This window comes from Mycobacterium senriense, from assembly GCF_019668465.1.
Taxonomy (GTDB): Bacteria; Actinomycetota; Actinomycetes; order Mycobacteriales; family Mycobacteriaceae; genus Mycobacterium; species Mycobacterium senriense.
This window is the reverse complement of the sequence record NZ_AP024829.1, coordinates 1-20,977: the sequence shown is the minus strand read 5'-3', so window position 1 is coordinate 20,977 and position 20,977 is coordinate 1. Positions and strand designations below refer to the sequence as shown.

Annotated in this window: 5 protein-coding genes; all 5 read left to right on the top strand. The window is 65.8% G+C overall.

All coding sequences use genetic code 11. From position 1 onward, the window contains the following. Window positions 1–14,185: amino acid adenylation domain-containing protein (locus tag MTY59_RS27080; RefSeq protein ID WP_221046701.1), on the top strand; the 14,185-nt coding region annotated here is incomplete at its 5' end. A 34-nt stretch (window positions 14,186–14,219) separates the two neighbouring features. Beyond that, complete coding sequence (locus MTY59_RS27075; protein WP_250160921.1) at window positions 14,220–15,077, top strand: aspartyl/asparaginyl beta-hydroxylase domain-containing protein; 858 nt, start codon at window positions 14,220–14,222, stop codon at window positions 15,075–15,077. Between the two features lie 10 nt (window positions 15,078–15,087). After that, a complete protein-coding gene (locus MTY59_RS27070) occupies window positions 15,088–16,593 on the top strand; it encodes an MFS transporter (RefSeq protein WP_221046699.1) in 1,506 nt (501 codons plus the stop codon). A 544-nt stretch (window positions 16,594–17,137) separates the two neighbouring features. Further along, window positions 17,138–17,365: an MbtH family protein gene (locus tag MTY59_RS27065; RefSeq protein WP_221046698.1), complete on the top strand. Its 228-nt coding sequence runs from the start codon at window positions 17,138–17,140 to the stop codon at window positions 17,363–17,365. Then, the coding region (locus MTY59_RS27060; RefSeq protein WP_221046697.1) for a non-ribosomal peptide synthetase at window positions 17,349–20,977 on the top strand (3,629 nt) is incomplete at its 3' end. The genes MTY59_RS27065 and MTY59_RS27060, both read left to right, overlap by 17 nt.

Below are 20,977 nucleotides of genomic sequence, written 5' to 3'. Positions count from 1 at the left end.
GTTGCCGGTGCAGTATGTCGACTACACGCTGTGGCAGCGTGCGCAGTTGGGGGATCTGGCCGATGCCGAGAGCCCGATCGCGGCGCAGCTGGCTTACTGGGAGCAGGCGCTGGCCGGGCTGCCCGAGCGGTTGCAGCTGCCCACCGACCGGCCCTATCCGCCGGTGGCCGATTACCGCGGGTCCAGTGTGGTCGTGGACTGGCCGGCCGGACTGCAGCAGCAAATTCGTCGGGTGGCCCGTGAGCACAACGCGACCAGCTTCATGGTGATGCAGGCCGCCTTGGCGGTGCTGTTGGCCAAGCTCAGCGCCAGTTCCGAGGTGGCGGTGGGTTTCCCGATCGCCGGGCGCGGTGATCCCGCACTCGATGAGCTGGTGGGCTTTTTCGTCAACACCTTGGTGTTGCGGGTCGAGATAGCCGGGGATCCCACGGTCGCTGAGTTACTGGCTCAGGTCCGTCAGCGCAGCCTGGCCGCCTACGAGCACCAGGACGTGCCCTTCGAGGTGCTGGTGGAGCGGCTCAACCCGGCCCGAAGCCTGGCCCATCACCCGCTGGTGCAGGTGGTGTTGGCCTGGCAGAACTTCGCCGGGGACCCCACCGCCGGGCTGGCGATGGGTGATGTGGAGGTCACGCCGATGTCGGTGGACATGCGCACCGCCCGGATGGACCTGACGTTCTCGTTGGCCGAACGCTGGAGCGAAGCCGGTGAGCTCGCCGGGATCGGCGGGACGGTGGAGTTCCGCACCGACGTGTTCGACACCCAAAGCATCGAAACGCTGATCGAGCGGTTGCGGCGAGTGTTGGCGGCCATGACCGCCGATCCCAGCCGGCGGTTGTCGTCGCTGGATGTGCTCGATACCGATGAGCACGGCCGCCTGGATCGGTGGGGCAACCGGGCGGTGTTGACCCGGCCCGCACCCACACCGGTATCGATTCCGACCCTGTGGGCCGCCCAAGTCACGCGTGCGCCCGAAGCGCTGGCGGTGACCTTCGAAGACCACTCGATGAGCTACCGGGAGCTCGACGAGGCGTCGAACCGGTTGGCGCACCTGTTGGCCGGCCTGGGCGCCGGCCCGGGGCAGTGTGTGGCGCTGCTGTTGCCGCGGTCGGCCGAGGCGGTCGTGGCGATAATGGCGGTACTCAAGACCGGGGCGGCGTACCTGGCGATCGATCCCGCGCACCCGGCGGCCCGGATGGAGTTCATGGTTGCCGATGCCGCGCCGATCGCCGCGATCACTAATGCCGGGTTGGCCGGTCGCTTGGATGAGCGCCAATTGCCGGTCATTGATGTCGATGACCCTCGCATTCCCGGCTACCCGTGCACGGGATTGCCGGCGCCGGATCCGGACAATGTCGCCTACTTGATTTACACCTCGGGCACCACCGGGGTTCCCAAGGGCGTGGCCGTCGCGCACCAGAACGTGCTCCGGCTGCTGGAAACCTTGAATGCCGACCAAGAGCTGCGGGGCACGGGGGCGTGGTCGCAGTGTCACTCGTTGGCCTTTGACTTTTCGGTGTGGGAGATCTTCGGTGCGCTGCTGCATGGCGGGCGGCTGGTGGTGGTGCCCGATGCGGTCGTTCGGTCGCCGGAAGACCTGCACGCGTTGCTGATTGCCGAACAGGTCGCCGTATTGAGTCAGACGCCGTCGGCGTTTTATGCGCTGCAAGCCGCCGATGCTCGGGCACCGGAGTCCGACGATCGGCTCAATCTGCAGACGGTGGTGTTCGGCGGCGAGGCACTCGAACCCCAGCGCCTTGACACGTGGCTGCGCAAGCACCCGGAATTACCGCGGCTGATCAACATGTATGGAATCACCGAGACGACGGTGCATGCCTCGTTCCGCGAGATCACCGTGGCCGACGTCGACCGCAATGTCAGCCCGATCGGGATACCGTTGGCGCATCTTGGCTTTTTCGTGCTGGACGCGTCATTGCATCCGGTGCCGGCCGGGGTGGTCGGCGAGTTGTATGTCGCCGGCGGCGGGCTGGCCTACGGATACGTGGGCCGGGCTGCTTTGACGGCCTCTCGGTTTGTGGCGTGCCCGTTCGCCGGGGCGGCCGCGTCGGGACAACGGATGTATCGCACCGGGGACCTCGTGACTTGGGGGGCCGACGGGCACCTGCGGTATCTGGGTCGCGCCGATGAGCAGGTCAAGATCCGCGGCTATCGCATCGAGCTCGGCGAAATCCAGGCCGCGCTGGCCCGGCTGGCCGGTGTGGAGCAGGCGGTGGTGATCGCCCGCGAGGACCGCCCCGGCGACAAACGGTTGGTGGGCTATGTCATCGGGACCGCCGATCCGGCCGAGCTGCGGAGCGCGCTGGCCGAGCGGCTGCCCGCCTACATGGTCCCGGCGGCGGTGGTGGTGTTGGACGCGCTGCCATTGACGGTCAACGGGAAACTCGATACCCGCGCGCTCCCGGCACCCGAATACACGTCGGGCGATGGCTATCGCGCCCCGGGTACCGCGACCGAGGAGATCCTGGCGGGCATCTACGCCCAGGTACTCGGCCTCGAGCGGGTCGGTATCGACGACTCCTTCTTCGACCTGGGCGGGGATTCGCTTTCGGCGATGCGGGTGATCGCCGCGGTCAACAACGCCCTGGATGCTCACCTTGCGGTGCGCACCGTGTTCGAGGCGCCCACGGTGGCTCAGTTGGCTCCCCGTATCGGCGGGGATGGGGGCGGGCGTAAGCCGTTAGTGGTCGGCGCACGGCCGGCCGCGGTGCCGTTGTCGTTCGCCCAGCAGCGGTTGTGGTTCCTCGACCGGTTCGAGGGCGGGGTGGCGACCTACAACATGCCGACCGCATTCCGGATCAACGGGGTGCTGGATGTCGAGGCGCTGGGCGCGGCTATCGACGACGTGATCGCGCGCCACGAATCGCTGCGCACCATATTTCCCGACGTCGATGGCGTGCCGGTGCAGCAGGTGGTGCCGGCCGAGGCGGGGATGTGGCGGCGCGGGGACGCGGTGGTCTCGTTGGCCGAGCAGAATCTGGTGGGCGAGCTGGCGGCGCTGGCAGGCTATCGATTTGATTTGTCGACCGAGATTCCGATTCGGGCGCAGATCTATGCGGTGGGCCCGGAGCAGCATGTGGTGGGAATTGTGGTGCACCACATCGCTTTTGATGGCTGGTCACTGGCCCCGATGGCCAGGGATATCGGCGAGGCGTATCGGGCGCGGCGGCAGGGTCGGGCCCCGCAGTGGGCGCCGTTGCCGGTGCAGTATGCCGATTACACACTGTGGCAACGGGATTGGTTGGGCGCCGAGTCCGATCCCGACAGCGTGATCGCCGGGCAGCTGGCCTATTGGCGGCAGGAGCTGGCCGATCTGCCCGAGGTGGTGTCGCTCCCGACAGATCGGGCGCGCCCGCCGGCGCCCAGTTACCGCGGCGATGAGCTGGCCGTGCACCTCGACCCCCGGCTGTGGGCGGGGATCAAGGCGTTGGCGGCGGCCCATAACGCGACCGCCTCGATGGTCTTGCAGGCGGCCATGGTGGTGGTGTTGCACCGGGCCGGGGCCGGCGAGGACATCACGATGGGCACCCCGATTGCCGGGCGGATGGATGCGGCGCTCGACGAGCTGGTCGGGTTTTTCGTCAACACCTGGGTGTTGCGGGTGCGTGTCAACCCTGCACAGCAGTTCAGCGAGGTGCTCGAGCAGGTGCGCCAGAAGGCGCTGGATGCCTACAGCAACCAGGATGTGCCGTTCGAGCTGCTGGTCGAGCAGCTCAACCCGGTGCGCTCGGCGTCGCATCATCCGCTGTTTCAGGTGGCCACCGTCCTTCAGAACAATGCGCGCCCCGAGATCGCGCTGGAGGGCGTCAGCGTCGAGGCGCTGATGGTGGGCACCCGCACCGCCAAATTCGACATCGATATCCAACTCAGCGAAGTGCCCAGCGCGGATACGGCAGCGCCGATGGCCGCCGGCGTGTTGACGTACGCCACGGATCTGTATGACCGGGCCAGCATCGAGCGGATGGTCAGCTGGTTCGGCCGGGTGATCGAGGCGGTGGTGGCCGACGCCTCGGTGGCGGTGGGCGAGGTGTCGCTGCTGGATCGCGGCGAGCGTGATCTGCTGCTGTCGCGCTGGTCTGGTGCTGGGGTGACCGCGCCGGTGGGGCTCGCGCCGCAAGTGTTGGCGGCGGCGGTGGCCGCCGACCCGGACGCGGTGGCCGTCATCGATGATGGCCGCGAGGTGTCGTACCGCGAGCTTGACCAATGGTCGACGCGGTTGGCGCGGGTGCTGATCGAGGCCGGCGTGGGTCCCGAGCGCGCGGTGGGCGTGGCCATGGATCGGTGTGTGGAGTTGCTGGCGGCCTGGTGGGCGGTGCTCAAGGCCGGTGGAGTGTATGTGCCGGTGGATCCGACCCATCCGGTGGAGCGCATCGCGGCGGCGCTCGACGCGGTGGACGCCGTCTGTGTGTTGACGTGCAGCGCCGACACGGTGGCCGGGGCGCGCCCGGTGCTGCGCATCGATGATCTGGATTTGACCGGGCGTTGCGCGGATCCGATTACCGACGCCGACCGGCTGGCTCCATTGGGTGTGGACAACACCGCTTATGTGATCTTCACGTCCGGGTCCACCGGTGTGCCCAAGGGCGTGGCGGTCAGCCACGCCGGTCTGCTGGGCGTGGCGGCGGCGCATCGTGAGGCGTTCGGGTTGGGCCCGGATGCGCGGGTCTTGGCGGTGGCCGCGCCGACCTTTGATGCGTCGCTTTTCGAATGGTTGTTGGTGGTGGCGTCTGCGGCGACGTTGGTGGTGGCGCCGCCGGACGCATATGCCGGGGAGGCGCTGACGGGGTTGATGCACGGCCAGCGGGTCAGTGCGGCGGTTTTGACGCCGACGGTGTTGTCGTCGCTGGATCGGGCCCGCCTGGACGCGCTGGACCTACTGATCACCGTGGGGGAGGCTTGCCCGGGGGAGTTGGTGGCCGCCTGGGCGCCGGGTCGGCGGATGTTCAATGCCTACGGTCCCACCGAGACCACCATCTGGGTCACCTGGGCGCCGCTGGTGGCTGGTCAGCCGGTGCGCATCGGTGCCCCGATTGCGGGCTTGTGTGCGCTGGTGCTGGATGCGCGGCTGAACCCGGCCCCGATCGGTGTGGTCGGCGAGTTGTATGTGGGTGGGCCGCTGGCGCACGGTTATGTGGGCCGGGCCGGGTTGACCGCGGAGCGGTTCGTGGCGAATCCTTTTGCGGCCCAATCGGGGTCTGCCGGGGCCCGAATGTATCGCACCGGGGATCTGGTGCGCTGGACCGCAGCCGGCACGCTGGATTATCTCGGCCGGGCCGACACCCAAGTGAAACTGCGCGGGCAGCGCATGGAGTTGGGCGAGCTCGAAAACACCCTGCTGGCCTGCCCGCAGGTCACCCAGGCCGCGGCGGTTATGCACCACGGCGACACTGCCTCTCATCTCGTCGCGTATGTGACCCTCGAGCAGACTGACGCCGCCGCCGCCGATGACGACGCCGAAATCGTCGACCAGTGGCAACACATCTACGACGAGCTCTACGACGCTGAAATCGATGAGGCCGCCGCCAGTGCACCGGAGTTCGGCAGCGATTTCCGCGGCTGGAACAGCAGCCTGACCGGTGAACCGATTCCGCTTGAGGAGATGGAAGAGTGGCGTTCGGCCACGGTGGATCGGATCCTGGCTCTGCGGCCGGGGCGGGTGTTGGAGCTCGGCGTGGGTTCGGGCCTGGTGTTGTCCCAGATCGCCCCGAACTGTGCCGAGTATTGGGCGACGGACTTTTCGGCGCCGACGATCCACAAGCTGCAGGCGGCGGTGGCCGCGCAGCCGTGGCGGGACCGGGTGCAACTTCGGGTGCAGCCGGCCGATGTGGCCGACGGGCTGCCGGAGGGCCACTTCGATGTGGTGGTGCTCAACTCGGTGGTCCAGTACTTCCCGAGCGCGGGGTATCTGCGCGACGTGATGTCGGTGGCGATGCGGTTGCTGGCACCGGGCGGCGCGTTGTTCATCGGCGACGTGCGTAACCACAGTCTGCAGGGCGCGTTTCAGACCGGCGTCGCGCTGGCCCGCACGGCCGCCACTGATGCCGCCGAGATTCGTCAACGAGTTCAGCGCGCCATGCTCGGCGAAGCCGAATTATTGCTGGCCCCAGAGTTTTTCACCATCTGGGCCGCCGAGCAGCCGTCGACGGTCGGGCTGGATATTGAAGTCAAACGCGGGATGGCCGACAACGAACTCAACCGGTACCGCTACGACGTCACTATCCACAAAACCCCCGCACCGGTGCGCTCACTGGCCACCGCAGACAGCTGGGCGTGGGCCCAGTGCGCGGGCCTGGGTGGACTGCACGACCGGCTGATATCCCAACGACCCAACACTGTCCGCGTCACGGAGATCCCCCGCGCCGGACTGATCAGCGACGTCGGCATCGAACATGCCCTCGCCGCCGGGCTGCCGTTAGCCGACGCGCTGGCCCGCGCCGACGACGCCGATGCCGTTGTCCCCGAACAACTGCACGGCCTGGCTGAGACCGCCGGATATCACGTCGCGGTCACCTGGGGCGCTCAACCCGGCACCCTGGACGCCGTCTTCATCACCCCCGTCGACCCCCAGCGCCCCACCCCACCGCTGACCGATCTGTATCTGCCGTCCGACGGGGCTCACCAACGCGGTACCCACGCCAATGACCCGCAGACCAACACCAAGATCGCCGCGGTGCGTCAGCAGTTGAGTGCGTGGTTGCCCGAATACATGGTGCCGACGCACATCGTGGTGCTCGACGAGTTCCCGATGACCTCCTCGGGCAAGCTTGACCGTAAAGCCTTGCCCGCACCGGTGTTTGCCGCCACAGCCTTCCGGGCGCCTCAGACCGAGACCGAGAAAATCGTCGCCGGCGTGTTCGCCGAGGTGCTGGGGCTGGACCGGGTCGGGGTGGACGACTCGTTCTTCGATCTGGGTGGGGATTCGCTGTCGGCGATGCGCCTGATCGCGGCGGTCAACGCCGGCCTGGATGCCGATCTTTCGGTGCGTGCGGTGTTCGAGGCGCCCACGGTGGCCCAGTTGGCGCCCCGTATCGGTAAGGGCGGGGGCCTGGAGCCGTTGAAGCCGGTGGAGCGGCCGGCGGTGATTCCGTTGTCGTTTGCTCAGAGCCGGTTGTGGTTTATCGACCAGTTGCAGGGGCCGTCACCGCTTTACAACGTGGTGCTGCCGTTGCGGCTGAGTGGCCACCTGGATGCGGGCGCGCTGTTTGCGGCGCTGGTCGATGTGGTGGGCCGCCATGAGAGCCTGCGCACCCTGTTCCGGGCGATTGATGGGATACCGCGGCAGGTGGTGGTGCCCGCCGAGCAGGCCGATTTCGGCTGGGAGGTCATCGATGCCACCGGCTGGCCGGCAGACCGGCTGAATGAAGCCGTCGGCGCCGCGGTGGGCTACGGGTTTGACCTGGCCATCGAAATCCCGTTGCGGGCAGGGCTTTTCCGCGTCGCCGACGACGAACACGTGATGGTGGCCGTCGTACACGAAATCGCCGCCGACGGGTGGTCGACAACCCGGCTGGTGCGTGACATGAGTGTGGCCTATGCAAGCCGGTGTGTGGGGCGGGCCCCCGACTGGGCGCCGTTGCCGGTGCAGTATGTCGACTACACGCTGTGGCAGCGCGCGCAGTTTGGTGATCTCGAGGACAGTGGAAGCCGCATCGCCGCCCAGCTGGCCTATTGGGAGCAGGCACTGGCCGGGATGCCCGAGCGGCTGCAGCTGCCCACCGATCGGCCCTATCCGCCGGTGGCTGATCAGCGCGGCGCCAGGCTCGCGGTGGAGTGGCCGGCGCTGTTGCAGCAGCAAATTTCTCGCGTGAGTCGTGAGCACAACGCGACCGGCTTCATGGTGATGCAGACCGCCCTGGCGGTGCTGCTGTCCAAGCTCAGCGCCAGTTCCGATGTGGCGGTGGGGTTCGCGATCGCCGGTCGGCGCGACCCCGCCCTCGATGAGCTGGTGGGATTTTTCGTCAACACCTTGGTATTGCGCGTCGACCTTGCCGGCGATCCGACCGTGGCTGAGTTGCTGGGCCAGGTGCGGGCGCGTGGCTTGGCCGCCTACGAACACCAGGATGTGCCTTTCGAGGTGCTCGTGGAGCGGGTCAACCCGACCCGGTCGTTGGCCCATCACCCGCTGGTGCAGGTGATGTTGGGCTGGAACAACTTCCCCGGTCAGGTCAATGTCCCCGCAACCGGGCTCGCTTTGGGTGACCTTCAGGTGACTCCGCTGCTCGGGGATACCCAGACCGCAAAAATGGATCTGGTCTTCTTCCTCAAGGAAAACTGGACCGAGGCCGGTGCGCCCGCCGGGATTTCCGGACACGTGGAGTTTCGCACCGACGTATTCGACGCGGCCACCATCGAGGCGTTGATCGCGCGGTTGCAGCGCGTGTTGATGGCGATGACCACCGAGCCGACCCGGCGGCTCTCGTCGGTGGACCTGCTCGGCGAGGGCGAACATGCCCGGCTGGATGCGATCGGTAACCGGGCGGTGTTGACCGCGTCGGTGAGCACGCCGGTGTCGATTCCGGCGCTGTTCGCTGAGTGGGTGGCCCGGACACCGAATGCGGTGGCGGTGACCTGCGAAGCCCGTTCGATGACTTACCGTGAGCTCGAGCAGTCCGCTAACCGGCTGTCGCACCTGCTGGCCGCTCAGGGCGCGGGTCCGGGACAGACTGTGGCACTGCTGTTTTCGCGGTCGGCCGAGGCGGTCGTGTCGATCCTGGCGGTGCTCAAGACGGGGGCGGCGTATCTGCCGATCGACCCGGGGCTCCCGGCGGAGCGGATCGGGTTCATGCTCGACGACGCCAAGCCGATCGCCGCGGTCACCACCACCGAGCTGGCCGAGCGGCTCGACGGGCATGACGTGGTGGTCGTTGATGTCAACGATCCCGCTGTTGCCGCCCAGCCCAGCACCGGCTTGCCGGCGCCGGCCCCGGACGATATCGCCTATCTGATCTACACCTCGGGCACCACCGGCGTGCCCAAGGGGGTGGCGATCACCCATCGCAATGTGACCCAGTTGTTGGGGTCGTTGGATGCCGGCCTGCCGGACGCGGGCGTGTGGGCGCTGTGCCATTCGTTGGCGTTTGACGTGTCGGTGTGGGAGATCTTTGGTGCGCTGTTGCGCGGTGGGCGCCTGGTAGTGGTGTCGGAGGCGGTGACCGGTTCGCCGCAGGACTTGCACCGGGTGCTGGTTGCTGAACGGGTGAGCATGTTGACGCAGACCCCGTCGGCGGTGGCGGCGTTGCCGACCGAGGGGCTGGAGTCGGTGGCGTTGGCGGTGGTCGGTGAGGCGTGTCCGGTCGAGGTGGTGGATCGGTGGGCGCCGGGGCGGGTGATGGTCAACGCCTATGGCCCGACCGAGACGACGATGTGCGTGGCGATCAGCGCCCCGCTGACGGCCGGCTCGGGGGTGGTGCCGATCGGGTCACCGGTGTCGGGGGCGGCGCTGTTTGTGCTCGACGAGTGGCTGCGACCGGTTCCGGCGGGGGTGGTCGGTGAGTTGTATGTGGCCGGTCGCGGGGTCGGGGTCGGCTATGTGGGCCGGGCTGCGTTGACCGGGTCGCGGTTTGTGGCCTGCCCATTCGGCGGTGCGGGAGCGCCGGGGCACCGGATGTATCGCACCGGGGATTTGGTGCGGTGGGGTACCGACGGGCAGCTGCGGTATGTGGGCCGCGCTGATGAGCAGGTCAAGATCCGCGGCTATCGCATCGAGTTGGGGGAGATCCGGGCGGCATTGGCCGAACTGGATGGGGTGGAACAGGCGGTGGTGATCGCCCGTGAGGACCGCTTGGGCGACAAGCGCCTGGTGGGCTATGTCACCGGGACCGGGGACCCGGCCGAGCTGCGGAGCGCGCTGGCTGAGCGGTTGCCGGACTATATGGTCCCGGGCGCGGTGGTGGTGATCGATGCGCTGCCGCTGACCGCCAACGGCAAACTTGACACCCGCGCGCTGCCGGCGCCGGGGTATCAGAATGGCGGTTATCGCGCTCCGGCTGGCCCGGTCGAGGAGATCCTGGCCGGCGCGTTCGCCGAGGTGCTGGGGCTCGAGCGGGTCGGGGTCGACGAGTCCTTCTTCGATTTGGGCGGGGACTCGTTGTTGGCGATGCGGCTGGTCGCCAAGGTCGAGACCGCTCTGGATGCCGATCTTTCGGTGCGCACCGTGTTCGAGGCACCCACGGTTACCCAATTGGCGCTGTGTGTAAGTGGGGATGGGGGCCGGCGCGAGCCGTTGGTGGCGGTTGAGCGGCCGGCGGTGGTGCCGTTGTCGTTTGCCCAGCAGCGGTTGTGGTTTATCGACCAGTTGCTGGGGCCTTCACCGATCTACAACATGGCGGCCGCATTGCGGCTCAGCGGGCGTCTGGATGCCGAGGCGTTGGGTGCGGCGCTGGCCGATGTGGTGGCCCGCCAAGAAAGCCTTCGCACCGTGTTCCCGTCGGTCGAGGGAATACCCCAGCAGCTGGTGATCCCGGCCGAGCGGGCCGACTTCGGCTGGCAGGTTGTGGATGCCACCGGCTGGCCGGAAGGCCGACTGGGTGAGGCCATCGGTTCGGCGGTAAATCACTTCTTTGATCTGGCGACCGAGATTCCGTTGCGGGCAAGGCTTTTCCGCGTCGGCGCGGACGAGCACGTGTTGGTGGCCGTGATGCACCATATCGCTGCCGACGGCGTGTCGATGGCCCCACTGGTGGCCGATCTGGGGGTGGCCTATGCCAGCCGGTGCGCGGGGCACGCCCCGGGTTGGGCGCCATTGCCGGTGCAGTACGCCGATTACACGCTGTGGCAGCGCGCGCAGCTCGGCGACGTGGCCGACAGTGACAGCCCGATCGCTGCGCAGTTGGCGTATTGGGAGCAGGAGCTGGCCGGGCTGCCCGAGCGGCTGGCGTTGCCCACCGACCGGCCCTACCCGCCGGTGGCCGATTACCGCGGGGCCAGTGTGATCGTGGATTGGCCGGCGCAGCTGCACCAGCGCGTTGCGCGGGTCGCCCGCGAGCACAACGCGACCGGCTTCATGGTGATCCAGGCCGCGCTGGCGGTACTACTGTCCAAGCTCAGTTCCAGTCCCGACGTGGCCGTCGGGTTCGCCATCGCCGGACGTGATGATCCGGCACTCGATCAGCTGGTGGGGTTCTTCGTCAACACCTTGGTGCTGCGGGTCGATCTGGCCGGCGATCCCAGCTTCACCGAATCGCTGGACCAAGTGCGAGCGCGCAGCCTGGCCGCCTACGAGCACCAGGACGTGCCCTTCGAGGTGCTGGTCGAGCGGCTCAACCCGACCCGATCGTTGGCCCATCACCCGCTAGTGCAGGTGGTGCTGGCCTGGCAGAACTTCGCCCGCGACGACGGCGCCCCCGCCGGGCTGGCCCTGGGTGATCTGCAGGTCACCCCGCTGTCCGCGGACACCCAGGTCGCCCGCATGGACCTCACCTTGACGTTGGGTGAACGCTGGAACTCAGCCGGGGAGCCCGCCGGGATCGGCGGGTCGGTGGAGTTCCGCACCGATGTCTTCGACGCGGCCAGCATCGAGGCGTTGATTGCACGGTTGCAGCGAGTGTTGATGGAGCTCACCGACGACCCGTCCCGGCGGCTCTCGGCAATCGACGTGCTCGACGAAACCGAGCATGCCCGCCTGGAAGTGCTTGGTAATAAGGCGGTTTTGACCAACCCGTCGAGCGTTGCGGTGTCGGTCCCGGAAGTGTTCGCCACCCACGTGGCCCGCACCCCGAACGCCGTTGCGCTGGTGTGCGGTGATCGCTCGATGACCTATGGCGAGCTCGATGAGGCGTCGAATCGGTTGGCGCATCTGCTGGCCGGGCGCGGGGCAGGTCCGGGACAGACTGTGGCGCTGCTGTTTTCCCGGTGCGCCGAGGCGATCGTGTCTATGCTGGCGGTGCTCAAGACCGGGGCGGCCTATCTGCCGATCGACCCCGCGCACCCGGCGTCCCGGATCGGGTTCGTGCTCGCCGATGCCGCGCCGATCGCCGCGCTCACCACTGCGGGGTTGGCCGAGCGCCTCGACGGGCATGAGGTGCCGGTCATCGACGTCAACGATCCGCGTATCCAGACGTATCCGTGCACGGGATTGGCGGCACCGGCAACCGACGATCTTGCTTATGTGATCTACACCTCGGGCACGACCGGGGTGCCCAAAGGCGTTGCCATCGCCCATCACAACGTCACCGCGCTGCTGGGGTCGATGGATCCGGATCTGGCCGGACCCGCACAGGTGTGGTCGCAGTGGCACTCCTACAGCTTCGACATCTCGGGCTGGGAGATTTATGGCGCCCTGCTCCATGGTGGGCGCCTGGTGGTGGTGCCCGAGTCGGTCGCGGCCTCACCGGAGGATTTCCACGCCTTGCTGATCGCCGAACAGGTCAGCGTCTTATGCCAAACCCCCTCGGCGGCAGGGACATTACCGCCGCAGGGACTGGAATCGGTGACCCTGCTCGTCGGGGGTGAGGCCTGCCCGGCCGAACTGGTGGATCGGTGGGCACCCGGTCGCGTGATGATCAATGAATACGGTCCGACCGAGACGACGATGTGGGTGGCTTTGAGCGCCCCCCTGACGGCGGGCAGCGATGTCGTGCCGATCGGTGCGCCGGTGCCGGGTGCTGCCTTCTTCGTGTTGGATCGGTGGTTGCAACCGGTACCGGCCGGGGTGGTCGGGGAGTTGTATGTGGCCGGCACCCAGGTCGGGGTCGGCTATGTGCGCCGCGCCGGATTGACCGCGTCGCGGTTTGTGGCCTGCCCGTTCGACCAGTCCGGACAGCGCATGTATCGCACCGGGGACCTGGTGAAGTGGGGCCCGGATGGCCAGCTGCAGTACCTGGGCCGCGCCGATGAGCAGGTCAAGATCCGCGGCTATCGCATCGAACTCGGCGAAATCCGCGCCGCGCTGGCCGCCCTCGACGGGGTGGACCAGGCCGCGGTGATCGCCCGCGAGGACCGCCCCGGCGACAAACGCCTGGTCGGCTATTTCACCGGCACCGCCGACCCAACCGAGGTCCGCACCCGACTGGCCGAGCGGCTGCCGGCCTACATGGTGCCGGCCGCGGTGGTGGTGATCGACACGCTGCCGTTGACAGTCAACGGCAAACTCGACACCCGCGCCCTGCCGGCACCGGAATACACCGCCGGTGGATACCGGGCGCCGTCTACCCCCACCGAAGAGACCCTGGCAACCATCTACGCCCACATACTCGGCCTCGAACGAGTCGGGGTTGACGACTCCTTCTTCGACCTGGGCGGAGACTCCCTGTCAGCAATGCGCCTGATCGCCGCGATCAACAAGTCCTTGGACACAAGCCTTGCGGTGCGCACCCTCTTCCAGGCGCCTTCGGTGAGAAGCCTGAGCCAACAGTTGGCTCAAGATGCCAGCGAGGCCGAAGTAGTCCCCGTTGAATTCCTCAAGCAGGGCGCCGGCGTCCCGCTGTTCTGCATTCATCCCGCGAGTGGGCTGGTCTGGCCGTATCACGCTCTGGGTAATTATTTGGAATGCCCGATCATCGGAATTCAACAAACCTCGGAAAATGACGAGGCCGAACCCGCATCAATCCTCGATATGGCGAAAATTTATGCCGACCGGATCCAAGAAATAGATCCTACCGGGCCCTACAACCTTCTCGGCTGGTCTTTCGGAGGCGTCGTCGCGCATGAAATTGCCATCGAGCTGCAACGGCGCGGATGCTTGATCGCGCGCCTTGTCCTTCTCGACGCTTTACTGGATATCCCAAGCAGTGACATGCTGAATAACGATGTCTTAGTCGAGAAGGCGCTAGAGGAAGTTTTGCGGTTCTGTCGTATAGACATTCCCGATCAGGATGAGCCGCTTACCTATGAGTGGGTAGAAGAACTACTCCGCGAAAGAGGTTTTGTCGAATTTGCTCAATACAAGCCGCTGCTCGATCTGATTGTGCGCAACGACGCTACCAATCTCGCGTTGGCGCGAGTGCACGAACCGGGTGTTTTCGATGGTGACGTAGATATATTCGCGGCTGTCGCGGATGAGGGCGATCGGGCTTCGTCTGCGACGCAAAGCTGGCGACCTTATGTTGCAGGCAACATCAACAGCTACCCGATTAACTGCACGCATCAAGAAATGATGAGTACCGAATCGCTCATCCTGTTTGGCCAGCAACTCAAACTTCTACTAGAAATCGAAGGTGCGTGCATGGAATGATCGCAGCGAAAGTGCGTTCCCGGGCTTGGGCAAGATGGACATCACACTCAGAGAGGGGCTAGGCTCCATGCAAAAAATCGAAAAGGATTTGTTCGGTCGCGTTGTGGAGAGCGAGACGCAACAGCAGCAAGGATTCTTGTTGCGAACGCGCATCTGGCTCTACCAATTCATACAAAACATGTTCTTTAAATTTGAAAACTTCATTGGCCGTGCCTCGACGTACGGCGACCACGAGTTTTTCGACCCCCAGGACTTTCCCTGGGTTGGGGCGGTCGAGGCTGATTGGAGCAAGGTCCGTGCCGAGCTCGATGCGCTTCTGCCCTACGCGGCGGACCTCCCTGCCTTCCAGGAACTCCAGCCGGCCCAGAAGGCGCTCACCCAAGACGACGGCTGGAAAACGTTCTTCTTCTACGCCTACGGTCTCAAGGCGCGGGGGAATTGCCGCCGCTGTCCGGAAACAACCAAGCTCCTCAAGCAGATGCCGGGCATGAAGACCGCCTTCTTCTCCATCCTCGCGCCCGGCAAGCACCTGCCGCCGCATCGTGGTCCCTGGAAGGGCGTGCTCCGCCTCCATCTCGGGCTGCTCATTCCCGAGCCGGCCGAGATGTGTGCCATCCGAGTCGGGTCGCAGACCCGTAATTGGCAGGAGGGCAAGGTGATGATCTTCGATGACACCTTCGAGCACGAGGCCTGGAACCGGACCGACGGGGTCCGGGTGATCCTTTTCGTCGACATCATGCGGCCGATGCGTTTCCCGGCGAATATCATAAACTCGGTGTTCACGTCGGTGATCGCGATGCCCTTCGTGCCTCTCACCGGCCTCGCCGGCAACTATCTTCGCTGGGAAAAACGTTTCGAGGCCCTCGTCAACCAGGGCGCCCCGGCGAAGTAGCGGTTCGAAGATGTCTAGCGAACCGACCACGCTCCATCATGCGAAGAGACACGTTCCGGCTTTCCTGCGGTCTCGCCGGTTCGCCGTAATCGTCGCGATCGGCGGTATGCAGCTGATGGTGGCGATGGACGGCCCCGTCGCGATCTTCGCGCTGCCCAGGATCCAGAACGAGCTCGGCCTGTCGGATGCCGGGCGAAGCTGGGTGATTACCGCCTACATGCTGACCTTTGGTGGCCTGATGCTGCTGGGTGGCCGCCTGGGAGACACTGTCGGCCGCAAGCGGGCTTTCATCCTCGGGGTCGCGCTGTTCACCTTCGCCTCGACCTTGTGCGGCATCGCCTGGGACGGAAGGACGTTGATATCGGCACGGCTGCTGCACGGCGCGGCCGCCGCGATCATCGCACCGACTAATTTGGCGCTGATAGCGACCACGTTCCCGAAGGGGTCGACGCGCAATGCGGCGACGGCGGTGCTCGGCGCGATGACCGGTCTCGGCGGGGTGCTGGGCCTGGTGGTCGGCGGGGCGCTCACCGACGTGTCGTGGCGGCTGGCGTTTTTGGTGAACGTACCGATCGGGCTGGCGGTTATCTACCTGGCCGTCATCACGCGGCAGGAAACACAGAAGGAGCGGATGAAGCTCGACGCCACCGGGGCTGTATTGGCCACGTTGGCCTGTACCGCCGCCGTGTTCGGTCTCTCGATGGGCCCGGAGGTGGGGTGGCGGTCGGCCATCACGATCGGTTCGGGCTTGGTGGCTCTGGCCGCTTTCGTGGCGTTCGTCGTGGTGGAGCGCACCGCGGAGAACCCCATCGTGCCGTTCAACCTGTTCTTCGACCGCAACCGGCTGGCCGCGTTCGCGGCTACGTTCCTTGCCGGTGGAGTGTTTTTCACCCTGACCGTGCTGGTCGGTCTCTACGTGCAAACCATCATGGGCTACAGTCCGCTGCACGCTGGCATCGCTTTCATCCCGTTCGGCATCGGGGTGGCCATCGGGGTGGGCGTGGCGTCGAAGCTGGTGATGTCGTTCCCGCCGCGAGTGGTGGTGATCGCCAGCGGCAGCCTGATTTTGGTCGCGACGCTGTACGGCGCGACACTCAACGCCAGGATCCCGTACTTCCCGAATCTTGTTTTGCCGCTCCTCATCGGTGCTACTGGTATCGGCGCGATCTTCGTCCCGCTCACGCTATCGGTGATCGCCAGCGTCGGCTCCGACCGCATCGGGCCCACATCGGCGATTTCAGTGATGCTGCAGACCTTGGGCGGCCCGCTGGTTCTGGTCATCGTCCAGGCCGCCGTAACGTCGCGCACACTATCCCTGGGCGGCACTGTTGGTCCGGTGAAGTCCATGAACTCCGCTCAGTTGCATGCGCTGGACCGCGGCTACACCTACGGAATGCTGTGGCTGGCTGGGGTAGTCGTGCTGCTCAACGTGGTGGCGCTGCTGATCGGGTACACCGCCGCGCAGGTGGCCCACGCGCAGGAAGTCAAGAAAGCCATCGACGCCGGGGAGCTGTAGCTCGCAGTCGGCTACGTGTCTACGACCGCCGACGAGACTGCTTGTCGCAGTCCCGAGGGTGTCGGACGCCTCTACTCGATCTTCGCGATGCTTGGCGTCAAAGAGCAGGCGCCAACGGCTCATCCACTTACCAATGTGAAACAGGCGCAGGGCAAATGACGAGTTCTGCCCGCCGTACCGGGTGTCCGGCAACGGCCCTCGTGGTCGTCGCGGCCGAGGTCCGAGTCCCTGCGTAACGGCCAATAGTCGGCACTTTCGACGAAACACGCTGTTGCAGAACGCAATCCGCGCTAGCACGCGCATCCTCGGTGAGCGTTTGCTTGTCACTACGCAAGCCACTCTGTCGGTTTGCGTCTACCACTCGATGTGCGCGTAGTGACTACGCTACCCGGCTTAATAAGCCAGACAGCGGGTTTGAAACGCATAACGCTCTGGATCATGCAACGGGCATGGAGCCGTTGCCGGGCCAAGCCCTAGAGCAACTGGTCGAAATAGCTAGTGCAGCGAACTGTTCGACCCATGCCAAGCGAAATTTGGAGGACCGGTGAGTACCAACCCGTTCGATGATGACAATGGCAGCTTCTTCGTCTTGATCAACGACGAAGAGCAACACAGCCTGTGGCCGGCGTTCGCCGACATTCCAGCCGGGTGGCAGAGGGTTTACGGCGAAGCGGATCGCGCTGCATGCCTGGAGTACATCGAACAGAACTGGGCTGACATCCGTCCGAAGAGTCTGCGCGAGAGGCTGGCAGGTCGTGGTTTTGATCGTTGAACCGTGCGGGCGGTCGACAAATCCCGATGCCCAGGCATATCCGCTGACGCGGGGCCAGCTCGACATTTGGCTTTCGCAGGAAACGGGCCAGCTCGGTACGGAGTGGCAGCTCGGCCTGTTCGCCAAAATCGAGGGCGCGGTAGACCGTGAGGCCCTCGAATGGGCGATTCGGCGGGCGGTGCAGGAGGCCGAACCGAGCAGGGCCGCCATCTTCGAGGTGGATGGCCAGGTTTTTCAACGGGCGATGGACTATCCGGATGTCGAGCTGCCCTTCTATGACCTGAGCGGTTCGCGGGATCCCGTGCAGAAAGCCCACGAACTCGCGTCCTCGATCCAACGCACGCCCATGCCGTTCACCGGCCCCCTGTTCAAATTTGCATTATTCCAGACACGGCCCGACGAATATTACTGGTTCGTATGCAGCCACCACATAATCATAGACGGAACCGGCATTGCCCTGGTAGGCCGTCGGATTGCAACTATTTACTCTGCCATTGTCTCCGGCGCCCCGATTCCACCTCGATTTTTTGGCTCTTTAGAGGACTTGGTTGACTGCGAGTCAGAGTACGAAGCGTCCAGCGATTATTTGGAAGATCAGGCCTATTGGAGCGAGAACCTTCCGCAGGAAAGCAGCCCGGATTATCGGTTGCCTCAGGCCGCGAGGGAGCGGGATTCGTATTGGCCGTCGGCGCCGGTTCAATTGGATCCACTCGTCCTCGGCCGAATCAAAGAGCTATCCAAGAGGTTGGGTATCCGTCGATCATCGGTCCTCACTGCGGCGTGCGCACTTCTGGTGGGTGCGTTCGACGCTGACGGTTCAGAGGTAGTGTTCAACTTCCCGGTCAGCAGGCGAGTAGGTCCCGCGTCAAAGCTGCTTCCTGGGATGGTGGCCGGGGTGGTACCGCTGGTCTTGACAGCGTCGCCGGAATTTTTGGTGGCCGATTTCTGTAAACACGTTGACTCACGAATACGAGAAGCGGTGAAACATCAGCGGTTTCCGGTGCATCTTCTCGAGAATGACGGTGATGTTCGCGGCCTCACGCAGGCGACAAATCGGGTAGTTCTTAATTTCGTGCCGGCCAGACTGACCCTGGATCTTGCCGGTGTTCCGGCAACAGCGACCTATACCACTTTTGGCCCGATAGGTCACTTCGGGCTGTTGTTCTATGGATTCGGTGATGAGCAGCTTTTCAGCACGGCCGGCGCCGGGCAGCCTTTTTCGAGTTTTGACGTCTCGGATTTAGCCAGGCGGTTGCAGCAGCTGTTGGTGGCGATGGCCGCTGATCCGACACGGTCGTTGTCGTCGGTGGATGTGCTTAGTGCTGGTGAGCGCGCCCGGCTAGATGGGTGGGGCAATCGGTCGGTGTTGACCCAACCCGCACCACCGCCGGTGTCGATCCCGGTGCTGTTCGCTGAACAGGTGGCCCGTGCCCCAGAGGCTGGGGCGGTGACTTTCGAGGGCCGCTCGATGACCTATTGGGAACTCGAGGAAGCGGCTAACCGGTTGGCGCACTTGCTGATCGGCCATGGGGTGGGTGCGGGGCAACGGGTAGCGTTGCTGTTGGAACGTTCATCCTCGGCCATCGTCGCGATGCTGGCGGTGCTGAAGACCGGGGCGGCTTACCTGGCGATTGACCCGGCGTTGCCGGCGGCGCGGATCGGGTTCATGCTCACCGATGCCGCGCCGATCGCCGCGATCACCTCCGCGGAGCTGCGCCCGCGGCTGGACGGGCATGACGTAGTGGTCATCGATGTCAACGACGAGGCTGTCGAAGCGCAACCCAGCACTGCGGTCTCGGTGCCGGCCCCTGACGACATTGCTTACCTCATTTACACCTCGGGCACGACAGGTGTCCCCAAGGGAGTGGCGGTCACCCACCGCAACCTGACCCATCTGGCGGACTCGCAGCCCTCAGACCTGCCGCCGGCGCAGGTGTGGACGCAGTGCCATTCCTATGCTTTCGACTTCTCGGTGTGGGAGATTTGGGCCGCGCTGCTCACCGGTGCCCGGTTGGTGGTCGTGCCCGACTCGGTGGTCGGCTCCCCGGATGAGTTCCACGCCCTGCTGGTCGGTGAACGGGTCAATGTGTTGACCCAGACCCCTTCTGCGGTGGGGACGTTGTCGCCGGAGGGGTTGGAGTCGGTGGCGTTGCTGCTCGGCGGTGAGGCGTGTCCGGCCGAGGTGGTGGATCGGTGGGCGCCGGGGCGGGTGGTGATCAATGCCTATGGCCCGACCGAGGCCACGGTGTATGCGTCGATGAGTGCATTGGCGGCGGGATCGGGGACGCCGCCGATCGGTGCGCCGGTGTCGACTGCGGCGTTGTTTGTGCTGGATGGTTGGTTGCGGCCGGTGCCGGTCGGTGTCGTCGGCGAGTTGTATGTGGCGGGTGTCGGCGTCGGGGTTGGGTACATCAGCAGGGCCGAGTTGACCGGATCGCGGTTCGTAGCCTGTCCCTTCGGGTTGCCGGGCGCGCGGATGTATCGCACCGGGGATCTGGTGTGTTGGGGTGCTGATGGGCAGCTGCAGTATCTGGGCCGTGCCGACGAGCAGGTGAAGATCCGTGGCTATCGCATCGAGCTCGGTGAGGTGCGTGCGGCGCTGGCCGGGCTGAACGGGGTGGAGCAGGCGGTGGTGACCGCCCGTGAGGACCGCCCGGGCGATAAGCGGCTGGTGGGCTATGTCATCGGGACCGCCGATCCGGCCGAGCTGCGTCTCCAGCTGGCCGAGCGGTTGCCGGAGTATATGGTGCCGGCCGCGGTGGTGGTGTTGGACGCGCTGCCGTTGACGGTCAACGGCAAACTCGATACCCGCGCGTTGCCGGCACCCGAGTACACCGTCGGTGCGTACCGGGCCCCGGAAACACCCACCGAGGAGATCCTGGCCGGCATCTACGCCCAGGTACTCGGGCTCGAACGGGTCGGTGTCGACGACTCCTTTTTCGACTTGGGTGGGGATTCGCTGTCGGCGATGCGCCTGGTCGGCGCGATCAACGCGAGTCTGGACGCCGGTCTTGCGGTGCGCACCGTGTTCGAGGCGCCCACGGTTACCCAGCTGGCGCTGCGGGTCGGTGCCGATGGGACTGGGCTGGAGCCGTTGGTGGCCGTCGAGCGGCCCGCGGTGGTGCCGTTGTCGTTTGCCCAGAACCGGTTGTGGTTCATCGACCAGTTGCAGGGGCCTTCACCGATCTACAACATGGCGGCGGCGTTGCGGCTGGGCGGGCGCCTGGATGCCGACGTGTTGGGTGCGGCGCTGGGCGATGTGGTGGGCCGCCACGAGAGCCTGCGCACCCTGTTTGCGGCGCCCGAGGGTATACCCCAGCAGGTGGTGATCCCCGCCGGGCGGGCCGACTTTGGTTGGGACGTCGTTGATGCCACCGGATGGTCGGCAACACAGCTAGAGGAGGCCATCGAAGCGGCGGCGCGTCACCCGTTTGACTTGGCGACCGAAATCCCGTTGCGGGCACGGCTTTTCCGCGTCACCGGCGACGAGCATGTGTTGGTGGCCGTGGTGCACCATATCGCCGCCGACGGCTTGTCGATCACCCCGCTGGTGGCTGATCTGGGGGTGGCCTATGCCAGCCGGTGTGCGGGGCTGGCTCCCGACTGGCCGGC